Annotated in this window: 12 protein-coding genes; 6 read left to right on the top strand and 6 right to left on the bottom strand. The window is 73.1% G+C overall.

Annotated elements, in window-relative coordinates:
* Window positions 1-182: 182 nt before the first annotated feature.
* Genes AB0H75_RS00790 through AB0H75_RS00780 form a run of 3 tightly spaced genes read left to right on the top strand, consistent with a single transcriptional unit; the run spans window position 183 to window position 6,057 of the window.
* Complete coding sequence (locus tag AB0H75_RS00790; RefSeq protein WP_367787890.1) at window positions 183-4,358, top strand: NEW3 domain-containing protein; 4,176 nt, start codon at window positions 183-185, stop codon at window positions 4,356-4,358.
* Entirely contained in the window at window positions 4,355-5,149 is a 795-nt protein-coding gene (locus AB0H75_RS00785) for a peptidylprolyl isomerase (protein WP_367787889.1), read from the top strand. Before AB0H75_RS00790 ends, AB0H75_RS00785 begins: the two co-directional genes overlap by 4 nt.
* Window positions 5,149-6,057: an ROK family protein gene (locus tag AB0H75_RS00780; RefSeq protein ID WP_367787887.1), complete on the top strand. Its 909-nt coding sequence runs from the start codon at window positions 5,149-5,151 to the stop codon at window positions 6,055-6,057. Before AB0H75_RS00785 ends, AB0H75_RS00780 begins: the two co-directional genes overlap by 1 nt.
* A 30-nt stretch (window positions 6,058-6,087) precedes the next feature.
* Here the strand turns inward: AB0H75_RS00780 and AB0H75_RS00775 are convergent, their stop codons facing one another.
* The 3 genes from AB0H75_RS00775 to purN form a co-directional block, all read right to left on the bottom strand.
* The gene (locus AB0H75_RS00775) at window positions 6,088-6,255 is read right to left on the bottom strand and encodes a hypothetical protein (RefSeq protein WP_367787885.1); all 168 of its coding nucleotides are present in this window, start codon (window positions 6,253-6,255) and stop codon (window positions 6,088-6,090) included.
* Window positions 6,256-6,404: 149 nt separating this feature from the next.
* Window positions 6,405-7,943, bottom strand: a complete 1,539-nt coding sequence (purH, locus tag AB0H75_RS00770) for a bifunctional phosphoribosylaminoimidazolecarboxamide formyltransferase/IMP cyclohydrolase (RefSeq protein ID WP_367787884.1) — start codon at window positions 7,941-7,943, stop codon at window positions 6,405-6,407.
* Window positions 7,940-8,569 carry a phosphoribosylglycinamide formyltransferase gene (gene purN / locus AB0H75_RS00765; protein WP_367787882.1) on the bottom strand — a complete coding sequence of 210 codons (630 nt, stop codon included), beginning with the start codon at window positions 8,567-8,569 and terminating at the stop codon, window positions 7,940-7,942. Before purN ends, purH begins: the two co-directional genes overlap by 4 nt.
* A gap of 75 nt (window positions 8,570-8,644) precedes the next feature.
* On the opposite strand from purN, the gene AB0H75_RS00760 reads away from it, so the two are divergent.
* Window positions 8,645-9,064, top strand: a complete 420-nt coding sequence (locus AB0H75_RS00760) for a hypothetical protein (protein WP_367787880.1) — start codon at window positions 8,645-8,647, stop codon at window positions 9,062-9,064.
* A gap of 10 nt (window positions 9,065-9,074) precedes the next feature.
* Here AB0H75_RS00760 and AB0H75_RS00755 read toward each other — a convergent pair whose 3' ends face one another.
* The 3 genes from AB0H75_RS00755 to sucC form a co-directional block, all read right to left on the bottom strand.
* Window positions 9,075-10,691: a DUF6350 family protein gene (locus AB0H75_RS00755; protein ID WP_367787879.1), complete on the bottom strand. Its 1,617-nt coding sequence runs from the start codon at window positions 10,689-10,691 to the stop codon at window positions 9,075-9,077.
* 315 nt (window positions 10,692-11,006) lie between these two features.
* Window positions 11,007-11,882: a succinate--CoA ligase subunit alpha gene (gene sucD, locus AB0H75_RS00750; RefSeq protein WP_367787878.1), complete on the bottom strand. Its 876-nt coding sequence runs from the start codon at window positions 11,880-11,882 to the stop codon at window positions 11,007-11,009.
* A 3-nt stretch (window positions 11,883-11,885) separates the two neighbouring features.
* Window positions 11,886-13,067 (bottom strand): ADP-forming succinate--CoA ligase subunit beta, encoded by a 1,182-nt coding sequence (gene sucC / locus AB0H75_RS00745; RefSeq protein WP_367787877.1) that lies wholly within the window; start codon window positions 13,065-13,067, stop codon window positions 11,886-11,888.
* Window positions 13,068-13,357: 290 nt separating this feature from the next.
* Here sucC and AB0H75_RS00740 point away from each other — a divergent pair, with 290 nt between their 5' ends.
* Window positions 13,358-14,152, top strand: a complete 795-nt coding sequence (locus AB0H75_RS00740) for a hypothetical protein (protein ID WP_367787875.1) — start codon at window positions 13,358-13,360, stop codon at window positions 14,150-14,152.
* Window positions 14,153-14,310: 158 nt separating this feature from the next.
* The gene (locus tag AB0H75_RS00735; protein ID WP_367787873.1) at window positions 14,311-15,777 is read left to right on the top strand and encodes a glutamate--cysteine ligase; all 1,467 of its coding nucleotides are present in this window, start codon (window positions 14,311-14,313) and stop codon (window positions 15,775-15,777) included.
* The last annotated feature ends 4 nt before the right edge of the window (window positions 15,778-15,781 follow it).

The following is a 15,781-nucleotide window of genomic DNA, read 5'->3' as shown; positions in this document are numbered from 1 at the left end:
GGCCGCGCCCGCTCCGGCGCCCGGACCTCCGCTCCCCCGCCGCACGCCGCGCGGCGGGTTATCCACAGCGCCCAGGCAGTGGGCCCAAGTTATCCACAGGCCAGCGATGACATCGTTGTCATACCTCCGCGCAGGGCCTAGTGTTACGGGCGCCGGCACCTCGCTGCACCAGGAGGTCTCCCTTGCCTTCCCCTCGCCTGCTGTCCGCCGAGTCGACCGACCTGTTCGTCGGCTCCGCGGAGGCGCCGCACCAGGTCCTGCGCCTCACCCTCGCGGCCGGGGGCGACCGCGACGAGCCGCTGGAGCTGCGCGGCGACGGGGTCGCCCTGGCCGGCGGGCCGGTCACCGTCCCCGCGTCCGCCACCGGCGTCCTGGAGGTCCCCCTGCGGGTCTCCGTCCCGCCCGGCACCGCCGTGCCCTGCGTGCTGACCCTGGGCGGCGAGGAGCCGCTGGAGGTCACGGTCACGGCCGAGGAGCCGGGCTGGACCATGCACCTGGTCTCCCACTTCCACTACGACCCCGTCTGGTGGAACACCCAGGCCGCCTACACCAGCCCGTGGGAGCTGCTCTCCGGCGACGCCTCCACCCGGCCGCTCTGGGAGCACAACGCCTTCGCGCTGGTCGAGGCGCACATCGAGCTGGCGCTGCGCGACCCCGACTACCGCTTCGTGCTGGCCGAGGTCGACTACCTCAAGCCGTTCCTCGACACCCACCCCGAGCGCCGCGCCGACCTGCGGGCCCTCATGGCCGAGGGCCGGGCCGAGCTGATGGGCGGCACCTACAACGAGCCCAACACCAACCTCACCGGCGTCGAGACCACGATCCGCAACCTCGTCCTCGGCATCGGCTACCAGCGCGACATCCTGGGCGGCGACCCGCGCACCGCCTGGCAGCTCGACGTGTTCGGCCACGACCCGCAGTTCCCCGGCCTGCTCGCGGCGGCCGGGCTGACCGGCAGCGCGTGGGCGCGCGGCCCGTTCCACCAGTGGGGCCCGATCAGCAAGAACTTCCGGGAAGCCAGGCAGGACGCGGCCCTCATGCAGTTCCCCAGCGAGTTCGAGTGGATCGCGCCGTCCGGTCGGGGCGTGCTCACCCACTACATGCCCGCCCACTACTCGGCGGGCTGGTGGATGGACTCCGCCCCCACCCTGGAGGACGCCTGCCAGGCCGTCCACGACCTCTACCGCGCGCTCAAGCCGGTGGCCGCGACCAAGAACATCCTGCTGCCGGTCGGCACCGACTACACCCCGCCCAACAAGTGGGTGACCGACGTCCACCGCGCCTGGGCCGCCCGGTACGTGTGGCCCAGGTTCGTCTGCGCCACCCCCCGCGACTTCCTCGACGCCGTCCGCGCAGAGCTGCCGCGTCCCAGCCCGCAGACCCGCGACATGAACCCCGTCTACACCGGCAAGGACGTCTCCTACATCGACACCAAGCAGGCCCAGCGCGCCGCCGAGGTGGCCGCGCTCGACGCCGAGCGGCTGTCGGCGCTCGCGGCGGCGCTCGGCCTCGGCCACTACCCGCACGCCGCCCTCGACAAGGCGTGGCGGCAGCTCGCCTACGGGGCGCACCACGACGCGATCACCGGGTCCGAGTCCGACCAGGTCTACATCGACCTGCTGACCGGGTGGCGGGAGGCGTACGACCTGGCCGCGGGGGCCAGGGACGCCGCGCTCGACGCCCTCACCGGCCGCATCGGGCTGCGGGAGCCGGGCGTCGTGGTGGCCAACACGCTGTCGTTCGCCCGCGACGGCCTGGTCCGGGTGTCCCTGCCGCCCGGCCGCACCGTGGCCGACCCGTCGGGGGCCGAGGTGCCCGCCGTCGCCGGCGACGGCACGCTGACCTTCCTGGCGCGCGAGGTGCCGTCGCTGGGCTGGCGGACGTACCAGGTGGTCGAGGGCTCGCCCGGCGGGTGGCGCCCGCTCGACGGGAGCACGATCGCGAACGACCGCTGGCGGGTGACGGCCGACCCGGCCAGGGGCGGCGCGCTGACCTCGATCGTCGACCTGTCCACCGGCCGCGAGCTGCTCACCGGCCTCGGCAACGAGCTGCGCCTCTACCGCGAGTACCCGACCCACCCCGACATGGGCGAGGGCCCCTGGCACCTCATCCCCACGGGCGAGGTCACCGGGTCGGGCGAGGCCGCCGCGTCGGGCGTGCGCGCCGAGCGGAGCCCGCTCGGCAGCCGCCTGGCCGTCACCGGCCGGGTGGGCGAGATCGCCTACGAGCAGGTCGTCACCCTGCTCGACGGCTCCGGCCGCATCGACTTCACCACCCGCGTCCTCGACCACACCGGCGCCGACCGCCTGCTCCGCGTCCGCTTCCCGGCCCGGGTGGAGGGCGCGCTGCCGGTGTCCGACGTGTCGGGCGCGGTGGTCGGGCGCGGCTTCGCGCTCCCCGACGTGGACGCCGCCGAGCACCCCTGGACGCTCGACAACCCGGCCAACACCTGGTTCGGCCTGTCCGCCACCGCCAAGGTCGATCTCGGCGCGGCGGGCGCGCGGGCGCTGGGCGTGGCCGAGGTCGTGGTGCCCGCGCCCGCCGACGCCCCGTCGGCCCGCGACCTGGTGGTGGCGCTGGCCCGCGCGGGCGTGACGGCCACCACGTCCACCGCCTCCGGCACCCGCTACGGCTGGCTGGACGTCGACTCCAACCTCCCCGACGTACGCGTCGTCCTGGGCGGCCCCGACACCAACCCGCTGGCCGCCGAGCTGCTCGCCCAGGCCGACCCGGCCTACCTCGACGCGCTCAAGTCCGGCGCGCCCCGGGTGTGGGTCCCGGCCGAGCGGCCGCTCGCCGAGGTGTGGCGGCCCAGCGCCGACCTGCGCGGCCTGCGCGCCCTGCCCGCCCTGATCGTCGCCGGGCCGGTCGAGGACCTGGTGGCCGACCTCGCCGACACCACCGTCGAGGCGGTCTGCCCGCTGGGCTCCGAGCACCTCGACGCGCGTACGGTGGCCCTGCTCACCTACGGCCTGCCCGGCTTCGCCGTCGATCCTTCGGGGGCGTTGCACCTGTCCCTCATGCGGTCGTGCACCGGGTGGCCGTCGGGCGTCTGGCTCGACCCGCCGCGCCGTACGACGCCGGACGGCTCCGGGTTCCAGCTCCAGCGGTGGACGCACGAGTTCGCGTACGCGCTGGTGGCCGGGGAGGGCGACTGGCGGGACCTGCGGCTGCCGTCCCAGGGGCAGGAGCACGTCACCCCGCTGCTGCCCCGCGTGCTGTCCCCGCAGGAGGGCCCGCTCCCCGAGACCCACTCCCTCCTGACGGTCACCCCGCCCCGCGACGTCCTGCTGAGCACCCTCAAGGCCACCGGCAACCCCCATGCCCACGGCCGCGTCCCCGACCCCGCCGCCGAGGGCGGGCTGACCCTGCGCCTGGTCGAGTCGACCGGCCTCGGGGCCCGGGCCGAGCTGCGTTCCCCGGTCCTCCCGCTCGCCGATCTCACCCACGCCGACCTGCTCGAACGTCCGGGAGCCGCCGCCCGCGACCTCACCCTGACCGGCTTCGGGATCGCCACCTACCTCACCGCCGCCCTTCCCGCGCCGCCGCCCGCGGCGCCCGAGCTGGGCGCCACCGCCGAGCCGGTCCAGCCCGTCCACAGCCGCTACTGGCTCCACAACAAGGGCCCGGCCCCTCTCGGCTACCTGCCGATCTCCGTCGCCCTCACCCCCGGGCTGGTCACCGCCGCGGCGGCGCCGTTCGAGGTGGAGGTGGTGGTCTCCTCCCACCTGACCGCCGACGCCCACGAGGGCCTGGTGAGCCTGCGGGTCCCGGACGGGTGGGCCGCCACCCCGGCCAGGCGCCCCTTCCGCCTCTCCCCCGGCGGCCACGTCCGCTTCCCGGTGACCGTCACCCCGCCCCCGTCCGCCGCGACGGGCCTGCACTTCGTCGCCGCCCGCGTCACCGCCGGCGGCCAGTCGGCCGAGGACGTCACCACCGTCGCCGTCGGCGACGCCCTTCCCGAGCTGCCCCTCCCGGGCCCGCCCCCGGCCCCGGGCGCCGCCGTCCGGGGCACCACCGCCGCCGAGGGCCGCCCCACCGGCCTGTCCGTCACCCCGGTCACCGATTCCCTGCGCCTCCGGCCCGGCGACCGCGCCGCCCTCGCCCTCCGGCTCCACAACACCACGGCCGACGAGATCCGCGGCGAGGCCCAGCTCGCCTCCCCGTGGGGCACCTGGGCGCTCCTCCCGGAGGTCATTCAGGGCTTCACGCTCGCGGCCGGCGCGACGACCGAGGTGTCGTTCCCGGTCCTGGCCCCCAAGGACGCGCTCCCCTGCCACGCCTGGGCCCTGGCCAAGGTCATGTGGTTCGGCCGCTGCCAGTACACCCCGGCGATCCGCCTGGAGGTGGCCGGATGACCTCCCGCCCGCCCGAGGCGGCGGTGATCGGCTGGGTGGACGGCCGTCCCGTTCCCCGTGCCGTTCTCGACCAGCGCGTCGCCGGCCTGCGCGGCGGCCCGTTCGGCGCGGCCCTCCCCCTGCCGGGCACGGCCGAGGCCCGGCAGCTGTCCCGGTGGCTGACCCAGGTCATCCTCACCGAGGTCCTCTGCGAGACGAGCGCCAGGGCCTCGAGGCTGGCCCCCGCCGAGGGCCCGCCGCTGGACCGCCTGGCCGCCGTCGAGCTGGGCTCGATCAACGCCGCCGCCTACCAGGGCAGCCCGTGGGTCCGGGCGGTGTTCGAGCAGGTCACCGCGGGCACCCCGATCCCGCCCGAGTGGCGCGCCCGGCCGTCCCGCCCGGAGGCCGGCCGCGCCCATCACGTCCGCCACCGGTTGTTCCCCGATCGGCCGGCCGCGGAGCGGGCCACCCCCGACGACCTCGACCCCCTCGGCCCCGTGGACCTCGCCTCGCTGCCGGCCGCCCTCGCCGACGCGCTCTCCCGCCATCCCCCTGGCGCCCTCGTCGGCCCGGTCCCCGACCCCCTGGGCTGGCACGTCGCCCTCGCCACCCCCGCGCCCCTCCCGCACTCCTCACCGGAAGGAACCACCCCGCCAGTGCCGACCCCATCGCTCCAGCAACACCGCCAGGCCGCCCGGCGGAGAGCCTTCGCCCGATGGCTCGACGAGGCGCGCGCCGAGAGGATCGTCCTCGTGCCCGGGCTCGAACACCCTGGCGACCCCCGCCAGCCCGACAACCACCACAAGCACTGATGGCTCACGTACTCGCCATCGACATCGGAGGGACCAAGCTCGCCGCCGCGCTGGTGGACGAGGACGGGTCCGTGTCGCGTTCCGGCACCCGGCCCACGCCGCGTACGGACGTCATGGCCGCCCTGGCGGCCCTGATCGCGGAGGTGACCGACGGCGGCCCGCCGGCGCTGGCGGCCGGGATCGGCTGCGCCGGCCCGCTGGACCTCGCCACCGGCACCGTGAGCCCGGTCAACATGCCGAGCTGGCGCGGCTTCCCGCTCCGCGACGAGGTACGGGAGCTGACCGGCCTGCCCACGGTGCTGGCGGGCGACGCGCAGTGCTTCGCGCTCGGCGAGCACTGGCTGGGCGCCGGGCGCGGCAGCACGTCGTTGCTCGGGATCGTCGTGTCCACGGGGATCGGCGGCGGCCTGGTGATCGATGGCGTCCCGCTCCTGGGCCCCACCGGAAACGCCGGACATGTCGGTCACATGAGCATCGACCCGTACGGCGAACGCTGCACCTGCGGCGGCCGGGGCTGCGTCGAGCGCTACGCCAGCGGCCCCAACCTGGCCCGCTGGGCGCTGGAGAACGGCTGGGCCCCCGAGGCCGGCGCGGGCCAGGCGGACGCGCGGCTGCTGGCCCGGGCGGCGGTCGCCGGGGATCCGGTGGCGGTGGCGGCGTTCGAGCGCGGCGCAAGGGCGCTGGCGGGCATGATCGCCTCCACGGCGGCCGCGGCCGAGGTCACGACCGTGGTGGTGGGGGGCGGCGTGTCGGCGGCGGGCAAGGTGTTGTTCGAGCCGCTGGAACGCGCCCTGGACGACGTGGCGGGGCTCGCCTTCGTCCGGGCGGTGCGGGTGCGGCAGAGCACGCTGGGCGTGCGCGCCTCACTGGCCGGCGCGGCCAACCTGGCCTGGCGGGCGGCCTCGTGAGCCCGGCCGGGACCCGCGGGAGGGAAGGAGTCAGTCGCGCTCGGCGAACTGGGCCTCGCGGCGCTCGATGATGCGGCGGGTGAACGGGACGACCTCCACGACGCGCATGCCGAGGTAGGCGCCGGCGAAGGCGAGCACCAGCAGGACGAAGGGGCTGGTGGCCATGCCGTTCATGGTGACGAAGGCCTGCAGCATCATGTCGAGCAAGGGTTACTCCCGAGACTCAGGGGGAAGGAGGATGGGTTCAGATTAACCGCTCATGGCTGATGCTTGCCCCCGGAATTGCCAAAGGGCGACATGATTGCCCATGTCGCCCTTTAGAGCACTAGTCATCCCACTAGGGATGATCAGTGGAAGAAGTGACGGGTTCCGGTGAAGTAGAGCGAAATGCCGGCCTTCTGCGCCGCCTCGATGACCAGGTCGTCCCGGATGGAGCCGCCGGGCTCGACGATCGCCTTCACCCCGGCCTCCACCAGCACCTCCAGCCCGTCGGGGAACGGGAAGAAGGCGTCGGAGGCGGCCACCGACCCGGCCGCCCGCTCCCCGGCGCGGGTGACGGCCAGGCGGCAGGAGTCGACCCGGTTGACCTGGCCCATGCCCACGCCCACCGTGGCCCCGTCGGAAGCCAGCAGGATCGCGTTGGACTTCACCGAGCGGCAGGCCCGCCAGGCGAACTCCAGGTCGGCCAGCACCTCGGGCGCGACGGGCTCGCCGGTCTTGAGCTCCCACCGCGACGCCGCGTCGCCGGGCGCGTCCACGCGGTCGACCGTCTGCACCAGCAGGCCGCCGTCGATGCGGCGGAACTCCGTCGGCGCCGACGGGCCCTGCGGGCAGGCCAGCAGGCGCAGGTTCTTCTTCTCGCGCAGCACGTCGAGGGCCTCGGCGTCGTAGCCGGGCGCGATGACCACCTCGGTGAAGACGTCGGCGATCTGGCGGGCCAGCTCCGCGGTGACCGGCCGGTTGACGGCGATCACGCCGCCGTACGCCGACACCGGGTCGCAGGCGTGCGCCTTGCGGTGCGCCTCGGCCACGTCGGCGCCGACCGCGATGCCGCACGGGTTCTGGTGCTTGATGATGGCCACGCACGGGTCGGAGAAGTCCCAGGCGGCCCGCCAGGCGGCGTCGGAGTCGAGGTAGTTGTTGTAGGACATCTCCTTGCCGTGGAGCTGCTCGGCGCCCGCGAGCCCGCCGGTGCCGCCGGTGTAGAGGGCGGCGCGCTGGTGCGGGTTCTCGCCGTAGCGGAGGGTGGCCTTGCGGTCGTAGGCCGCGCCGGTGAACGCCGGGAACTCCTCCCCGCCGTACGTGCGCGCGAACCATTCGGCCACCGCCACGTCGTACGAGGCCGTGTGCGCGTAGGCGACGCCGGCCAGCCGCCGCCGCTCGGTCAGCGTGAAGCCGCCCTCGTCCAGCGCTTTGGTGATCTCGCCGTAGGAGGCGGGATCGACCACGACGGCGCAGGTGCTGTGGTTCTTGGCGGCGCCGCGGATCATGGCGGGCCCGCCGATGTCGATCTGCTCGACGCACTCCTCGTCGGAGGCGCCGGAGGCCACCGTCTGCCGGAACGGGTAGAGGTTGACCACGACGAGCTGGAACGGGTCGATCTCCAGCTCGTCGAGCTGGGCGACGTGGTGGGGCTTGGTCAGGTCGGCCAGCAGCCCGGCGTGCACGCGCGGGTGCAGCGTCTTGACCCGCCCGTCCAGGCACTCGGGGAACCCGGTCAGCTGCTCGACCTTGGTCACCGGGATCCCATAGGACGAGATCGCGGCGGCCGTGCCGCCCGTCGAGACGATCTCCACCCCGGCGCCGTCGAGAGCCCTGGCCAGCTCCTCCAGGCCGGACTTGTCGTAGACGGCGATCAGCGCGCGCCGGATGGCGATGCGAGTCACGTGGTTTCCCCTCCTGATTGGTTGCCGATGCGGACGACGCGTCCGCTGACCGTCCAGCCCTCGCGGGCCATGCGGCCGACGATCTCGACGAGCAGGCGCCGCTCGACGGTCTTGATGCGCTCGTGCAGCACGGCCTCGTCGTCGTCCTGGAGCACGGGCACCGCCTCCTGGGCGACGATGGGGCCGGTGTCGACCCCCTCGTCGGCCAGCATGACCGTGCAGCCGGTGACCTTGACCCCGTGGGCCAGCGCGTCGCGCACGCCGTGGGCCCCGGGGAACGACGGCAGCAGCGCCGGATGCGTGTTGAGCACGGGGAAGGCGTCGAGCGTCGGCTTGCCGAGGATCTTCATGAAGCCCGCCGACACCACCAGGTCGGGCTCGTACGAGGCGATCCTGGCCGCGATCGCCGCGTCCCAGTCCGCCCTCGACGGATAGTCGCCCACTTTTTCGACAAAAGTCGGGACCTGTGCCCTGGTAGCTCGCGCCAGCCCTTCGATCCCCACCCTGTCGGCGCCGACCGCTACCACGCGAGCACCGTACGCCGGGTCGGCGGAAGCGTCCAGAAGGGCCTGTAGGTTGGTTCCAGAGCCGGAGACGAGGACGACGAGCCGCCCAGCCTTAGACACGCACACTCCAAGTGAGGAAACAGGGTGGGGCTGCCAGGGTATCTGTTCCTGGTCCGGCTACGCAGAGGAGGTCAGGTGTCGACACCGGTGCAGGCACCGGCAGGCCAGCAGTCCGCCGAGTCGGCGGGACGCCGCGCGATCTGGTTGTCGATCGCGGCGCTGGCGATGACGTTCATGTTGCCGCTCGCCGGCCTGGTCATGGCGCTGTTCGCGCTCGTGGCGGGGATCCGCGCGCTACCGCTGCTCAAGGGGGCGGGCAGACCCACGGGGATGGCCGTGGGCGGCATCACCGTCTCCTCCGTCGCGCTGGCGCTGTCGGCGGCGGCCACGGGCATGCAGCTCTACCTGATGGACGAATACTCCGCCTATCAGGAGTGCATGAAGGGCGCCGGCACGGTCTCGGCGCAGGGCGAGTGCTTCGCCCAGTTCAGGGACGCGGCCCAGCGCAAGCTGCCGCCCGACGTGCTGGAGCTCCTGGGCGCGATGCAGCCGTAGGAGACGGCCGTCAGTCGCGGTCCCAGGCGTACGGGTCCAGGTAGATGACGTGGCCGCCGCGGTCGTCGGACTCGTCCACGATGTCCTTGCGGGGCGGGCGGGCCGGGTCCGCGCGCGGCGCCGGCGGGCGCGGGCGGGCCTGGGCCAGGGTCTCGGCCTCGGCCGAGGCGTGCTCGTCCTGCCAGTCGTCCCTGATGACCGGGATCTCCTGGGTGTCGGCCTCGGTGGCGTCCAGCCAGTGGCCGGGCAGCGGGCGCAGGTCCGACTCGGCCAGGCCGACCTTGCTGGCCGCCTTGGCGAGCGCGGCGCCGGCCTTGCGTACGGGCACGGCCGCCTTGTCCAGCGGCGTGCGGGCCCGCTTGTTGAGCAGCAGCAAGTTGGCCACGCCCGCCGAGATGCCCGCCGCGACGCCCACCTCCAGCGCCACCGACAGCGCCACCTCCCAGGGCGAGGGGCCCACCGTGGCGAGCCGGCCGCCGCCGATCGGGCCGCCCGACAGCGCCGCCAGCACCCCGGCCACGGCCCCGGAGGACACGCCGGTGAGGAAGCCCCACAGCGGCGCGGCCTCGTACGACGGAGACGGCGAGATGCGGGCCACGAACACCCCGGCCACCGCCCCCGCCGCGAACGGCAGCGCGATCACCGCCATCATCCACACCGGCACCGGCCCGCTCTCCGGCAGCGCGCCCAGCAGCGGCAGGCTCGGCACCGTGCCGAGCTGCACCCCGGTCGGCGCGACCAGCGTGTCGGCGCCGATCGCGAACCCCGGGCCTGAGATGTAGGACGAGGCCCAGATCACCGCGTTGAGCAGGTAGAGGAGCTGGAGCAGCGCCAGCAGCACGCCGCCCACGAACCCCGGCGACAGGACGTCGGACAGCTCCTTGACCTGCCCGAAGTTGAGCACGACGGCGACCAGCACCAGCACCAGCCCGGCCACCAGCAGCAGCGCGGTGGCCACGGCGGTGCCGACGGTGAGCGCGCGCACCCGCTCGGGCAGCAGCCGCAGCATGATCCGCCACGGCCCGATCATCCGCGCGGTGGCCAGCGCGCCCGCCAGGAACGCCAGCACGAAGTGGCTGAGCAGCGCCTCGCCGATGAACGGCTGGGTGATCTCGTTGCTCGCCACGAGCGCGATGAGCCCGGCCAGCAGCGCGTACGGAGCCGCGAGCGACACCCCCGCCTGGGCCACCAGCACGAGCTGCGCCCGGCGGCGGGCCCTGGACAGCTCGCGCGGGCTGTTCTTGGGCAGCCGCGCGGGCAGGCGCAGCCGCAGGTCGGCGTCGCGGGCCATCCACCGCCCGGCCCGGTACAGCAGCACCGCGGGCAGGATCGTCAGGCCGAGCGGCAGCAGCCCGACCCGGCCGCCGGGAATGGCGAACCCGGCGTGGTGCGCGGCCAGCCAGAGCTGCGCGGCGGTGCGGAAGACCCCGGGCAGGCCCGCGCCGAGGGTGCCGCGCGGCGCGGCGATCCAGCCGAGCAGGGTGAGCGTGGTGAGGGCGGCCAGGCCGACCCCCAAGGTGCAGGCCGCGGCCAGCATTCCCGACACCGGCAGCGGGCGCCTGGTCTCGTCGTCGTCGCCCGGGACGCCGGGCAGTTTGCCGAGCATCGAGCGGGGGGCAGTCCGCAACTGGTCGAGAATCGCCGTCACAGTAGGCGATTTTCTCAATCTTTCCCGACCAACGCTTGGTTGACGCGCCGGGAAAGACGTTCCGTGAGCCGCGACGACGAGATCGCGGGCCGCTCCGGCGAAGGCGCGGAGCCGGCGCGCACGCGGCCGGGGCACGGGATCGGCCTCCGCCCCCGGCGGGAGCGGAGCCCGGCTTCCGCCCCTGCGCGCCCTCAAGGCCCGCCACGACCCGCACGGCCGTGACCCGCTTGCCCGTGACGGCGCGAGCCCCGCGCGACGGGGGGTCGTGCGGGGCTCGCGGCGTGGTGGCAGGGGTCAGCGGGACCGCATGACCTCGCGCATCAGGCGCGCCGTCTCCGACGGCGTCTTGCCGACGCGGACGCCGACCTTCTCCAGGGCCTCCTTCTTGGCCTGGGCGGTGCCGGCCGAGCCGGACACGATGGCCCCGGCGTGGCCCATCGTCTTGCCTTCGGGGGCGGTGAAGCCGGCCACGTAGGCGACCACGGGCTTGGTGACGTGCTGCTCGATGTAGGCCGCGGCCCGCTCCTCGGCGTCGCCGCCGATCTCGCCGATCATGACGATGGCGTCGGTCTCCGGGTCCTCCTGGAACGCCTGGAGCGCGTCGATGTGGGTGGTGCCGATGACCGGGTCACCGCCGATGCCGACGCAGGTGGAGAAGCCGATGTCGCGCAGCTCGTACATGAGCTGGTAGGTCAGGGTGCCGGACTTCGAGACCAGGCCGATGCGGCCGGCGGTGGTGATGTCGGCGGGGATGATGCCGGCGTTGGAGGCGCCGGGCGAGGCGATGCCGGGGCAGTTGGGGCCGATGATGCGGGTCTTGTTGCCCTTCGCGACGGCGTAGGCCCAGAACTCGGTGGAGTCGTGCACCGGGATGCCCTCGGTGATGACCACGCAGAGCGGGATCTCGGCGTCGACGGCCTCCTTGACGGCGGCCTTGGCGTGGGCCGGCGGCACGAAGACGACCGACACGTCGGCGCCGGTGCGCTCCACGGCCTCCTTGACCGTGCCGAACACCGGCAGGCCCTCGTGGGTGATGCCGGCCTTGCGGGCGTTGACGCCGCCGACGACCTTGGCACCGGAGGCGAGCATGCGGCGGGTGTGCTTGGTGCCCTCGCCGCCGGTCATGCCCTGAACGATGATCTTGCTGTTTTCCGTCAACCAGATGGCCATCAGTCACGCACCTACCGCAGCGAGCTCGGCGGCACGCTTGGCCGCTTCGTCCATCGTGTCCACCAGCTCGACGCGCGGGAGCGCGGCGTCGGCCAGAATCTGCCGCCCGAGCTGGGCGTTGTTGCCGTCGAGGCGGACCACCAGCGGGTGGGTCACGGCCTCGCCACGGCTCTCCAGCAGCTTGAACGCCGCGACGATGCCGTTGGCGACGGCGTCGCAGGCGGTGATGCCGCCGAAGACATTCACGAAGATCGACTTGACGTCGGGGTCGGAGAGGATGATCTCCAGGCCGGCGGCCATGACCTCGGCCGAGGCGCCGCCGCCGATGTCGAGGAAGTTCGCCGGGGACGGCTTGCCGGGGAACGCCTCACCGGCGTAGGCGACGACGTCGAGGGTGGACATGACCAGGCCCGCGCCGTTGCCGATGATGCCGACGTCGCCGTCGAGCTTGACGTAGTTGAGGTCCTTCTCCTTGGCCCGCGCCTCAAGGGGGTCCTCGGCGGCCTTGTCGGCCAGCGCCTCGTGGTCGGCCTGGCGGAAGGCCGCGTTGTCGTCGAGCGTGACCTTGCCGTCGAGCGCCTTCACCTGGCCGTCGGCAGACAGGATCATGGGGTTGACCTCGACGAGCGTGGCGTCCTCGTCGACGAAGCAGTGCCACAGCTTCTCGATGAGCTCGGCCGCGCCGTCGAGCGCCCGCTCCGGCAGGCCGCCGGCCTGCGCGATCTCGCGGGCCTTCGCGCGGTCGACGCCGGTCAGCGCCGAGACCGGCACCTTGGCGACCTTCTCGGGGGTGGTGTGGGCGACCTCTTCGATGTCCATGCCACCGGCGGCGGAGCAGATGGCGAGGAAGGTGCGGTTGGCGCGGTCGAGCAGGAAGGAGAAGTAGTACTCTTCCGCGATCGCGCTGGCCTCCTCGACGAGCACCTTGTGGACCGTGTGGCCCTTGATGTCCATGCCCAGGATGGCGGTGGCCTTCTCGACGGCGTCGGCGGCGTCGTCGGCCACCTTCACGCCACCGGCCTTGCCCCGGCCACCGGTCTTGACCTGGGCCTTGACGACGACGCGGCCGGTCAGCTGCGCCGCGGCCGCCCGCACCTCCTCCACGGTGTTGGCGACGATGCCGCGCGGCACCGGGATGCCGTAGTCAGCGAAGAGCTCCTTCGCCTGATGTTCGAACAGGTCCACGAGGGTCCGTCCTTGCTTGTCCGACTGATGTTCGACGGCCCGGGCAACCCCGTGCGTGCCGGGCGTTTCCGCCAGTGAAGCCTAGCCCGAAGCTTGACCTGCCCAGGTCATCGGGTCGTGGTTCTCCCATTCTGTGACGGTCATCTCACTTCCGCCGCCAGGAGGCCGGGTGGCCCACTGCACGAAATGTGCACCGAATCCTCCGCCCGGCGTGCGGAGGCCGATATATCTTCGTGATCTTCCATTGGCAGGATTCCTGGTCCCCTCAATAACCGATTCAAGGGAATCCCATGAAGAGAATTCTCGCCGGCCTGGCGATGGCCTGCGCCGCGACGCTGGTGGCCGGCGCGCCCGCCGCCCAGGCCGCCCCCGTGGAGCCGGTCAAGGCGCTGCAGAAGCAGTACGTGCCCGGTCACGGGGTGCGTTTCACCGAGGTCAGCCGCACCACGGTGAACGGGAAGACCGCCGGCACCGAGCGGACGAGCGGCCGGCTCGCCTTCGGCGCGAAGGGAATCGTCGCCAGCGACGTTTCCACCAAAGGCCGGCGCGGTTCTTCCCTGACCCCCGGCCGGATGATCGTGGTGGGCGGTCACTCCTACGCGCAGGGAGGCATTTACAGCGAGAACCTGCCCGAGGGCAAGAAGTGGGTGCGTTACCCCGACGCCATGGCCGGCACCACGCTCAACCAGCCGCTCGACATCTTCGAGCCGAAGGTGCTGAAGGCTCTGGTCTCCAAGGCCAAGAGCTTCAAGGGCGGCACGTACAAGGGTGAGATCACCTACAAGGAGATCGCCAAGCTCTACGGCAGCAAGCTCAAGGGCTCCATCAGCAAGATCAGGATCGGGTACGCCCTCGGCGTGAACAGCAAGGGCCTGGTCTCCCGGCTGCAGACCACCTGGACGCTGGACTTCGGCCTGCTCGGCAAGACCACCGGCAGCACCGAGACGCGTTACACCGGCTGGGGCTCCCGGGTCACCATCAAGGCGCCGTCCAAGAGCGTCTGGATCGACGCCAAGGACCTCGAAGAGGGCAGCGACGTGCCGGAGGAGATCCCGCAGAGCGCCTTCGACGTCTACGCGTACTGAGGTTCCCGGCGCCCGTCCTCTCCTCGTCCCCGTCGCCGGGATGTTCTCGCGGGGAGAGGGCGGCGCTATATCTTGATTTTCGGACGAATATCTGCCGCCCAGCAAAATCAGCGCGTATGGCCTGGTCTTGCGGACATTCGCATGCGACATTGCATGATATGGGCAGGGACGTTCCGGTCGTGGTGTTCAGCCGTGAGGACCGCCGCAGGTATCGCGAGAAGGTACGGCGCTGCCTCGACGTCTTCGCCCAGATGTTGCGCGAGTCCCGCTTCGAGCTCGAACGCCCCCTCGCCGGCCTGGAGATCGAGCTCAACATCGTGGACGGCCGCGGCGACGCCGCCATGTGCAACGCCGAGGTGCTGGCCGCCATCGAGCGCCCCGACTGGGCCACGGAGCTGGGCCAGTTCAACATCGAGATCAACATCGAGCCGCAGGAGCTGGGCGGCGACGGCGCGCGGCGCCTGGAGGAGGACGTACGCGCCCGGCTGAACCACGCCGAGGAGCGCGCCCGCTCCCGGGGCGGCCACCTCATGCTGGTCGGCATCCTCCCCACCCTGCGCGAGCGGGACGTCGAGGAGGGCTCGCTGTCCGCCAACCCCCGCTACCGGCTGCTCAACGAGCAGATCTTCGCCGCCCGCGGCGAGGACCTGCACCTGTGCATCGAGGGCGCGGAACGCCTCGACGTCCACGCCGACAGCATCACGCCCGAGGCCGCCTGCACGAGCGTCCAGCTCCACCTGCAGGTCAGCCCGGAGGCGTTCGCCGCGCACTGGAACGCCGCCCAGACCATCGCGGGCGCGCAGGTCGCCGTCGCGGCCAACTCCCCCTACCTGTTCGGCAAGCAGCTCCACCAGGAGACCAGGATCGCCCTGTTCGAGCAGGCCACCGACACGCGCCCGGCCGAGCTGAAGGCGCAGGGCGTGCGGCCGCGCGTGTGGTTCGGGGAGCGGTGGATCACCAGCGTCTTCGACCTGTTCGAGGAGAACGTCACCTACTACCCGGCGCTGCTGCCCCTCTGCGAGGACGAGGACCCGCGCGCCGAGCTGGAGCGGGGCCGCATCCCCCAGCTCCACGAGCTGACCCTGCACAACGGCACGATCTACCGCTGGAACCGGCCCGTGTACGCGGTCGTGGACGGCCTGCCGCACCTGCGGGTGGAGAACCGCGTCCTGCCCGCCGGGCCCACCGTCGCCGACGTCGCCGCCAACGCCGCCTTCTACTACGGCCTGATGCGCGTGCTGCCCCACGACGAGCGGCCGGTCTGGAGCCAGATGTCGTTCCACGCGGCGCAGGAGAACCTGGCCACGGCCGCCCGGCACGGCCTTGACGCGCGGCTTTACTGGCCGGGGCTGGGCGAGGTGCCCGCGTCCGAGCTGATCCTGCGCCGGCTGCTGCCGATGGCGCACGAGGGGCTGTCCCTGTGGGGCGTGGACGGCGCCGTCGCCGACCGGCTGCTGGGCATCATCGAGGCGCGCTGCCTGAGCGGGGTCACCGGCGCGGACTGGCAGGTGCGGCGGGTGCGCGCGGAGGGCGGCGGCGACCGGCACGAGGCGCTGCGGGCCATGACGCTCGACTACATCGGGCGTATGCATACGAATGAGCCCGTGCACACGTGGGAAGTGTGAGCGG

Source organism: Nonomuraea sp. NPDC050783, assembly GCF_040802095.1.
In the GTDB taxonomy this organism is placed as follows: Bacteria; Actinomycetota; Actinomycetes; order Streptosporangiales; family Streptosporangiaceae; genus Nonomuraea.
This window is presented reverse-complemented; position numbering and strand designations above follow the sequence as displayed.

Coding starts and splice junctions, on each gene's coding strand:
- AB0H75_RS00775 (WP_367787885.1), bottom strand. CDS start 6,255: ATGATGCTGCAGGCCTTCGTCACCATGAACGGCATGGCCACCAGCCCC.
- AB0H75_RS00735 (WP_367787873.1), top strand. CDS start 14,311: ATGGGCAGGGACGTTCCGGTCGTGGTGTTCAGCCGTGAGGACCGCCGC.
- sucD (WP_367787878.1), bottom strand. CDS start 11,882: ATGGCCATCTGGTTGACGGAAAACAGCAAGATCATCGTTCAGGGCATG.
- AB0H75_RS00785 (WP_367787889.1), top strand. CDS start 4,355: ATGACCTCCCGCCCGCCCGAGGCGGCGGTGATCGGCTGGGTGGACGGC.
- AB0H75_RS00780 (WP_367787887.1), top strand. CDS start 5,149: ATGGCTCACGTACTCGCCATCGACATCGGAGGGACCAAGCTCGCCGCC.
- AB0H75_RS00740 (WP_367787875.1), top strand. CDS start 13,358: ATGAAGAGAATTCTCGCCGGCCTGGCGATGGCCTGCGCCGCGACGCTG.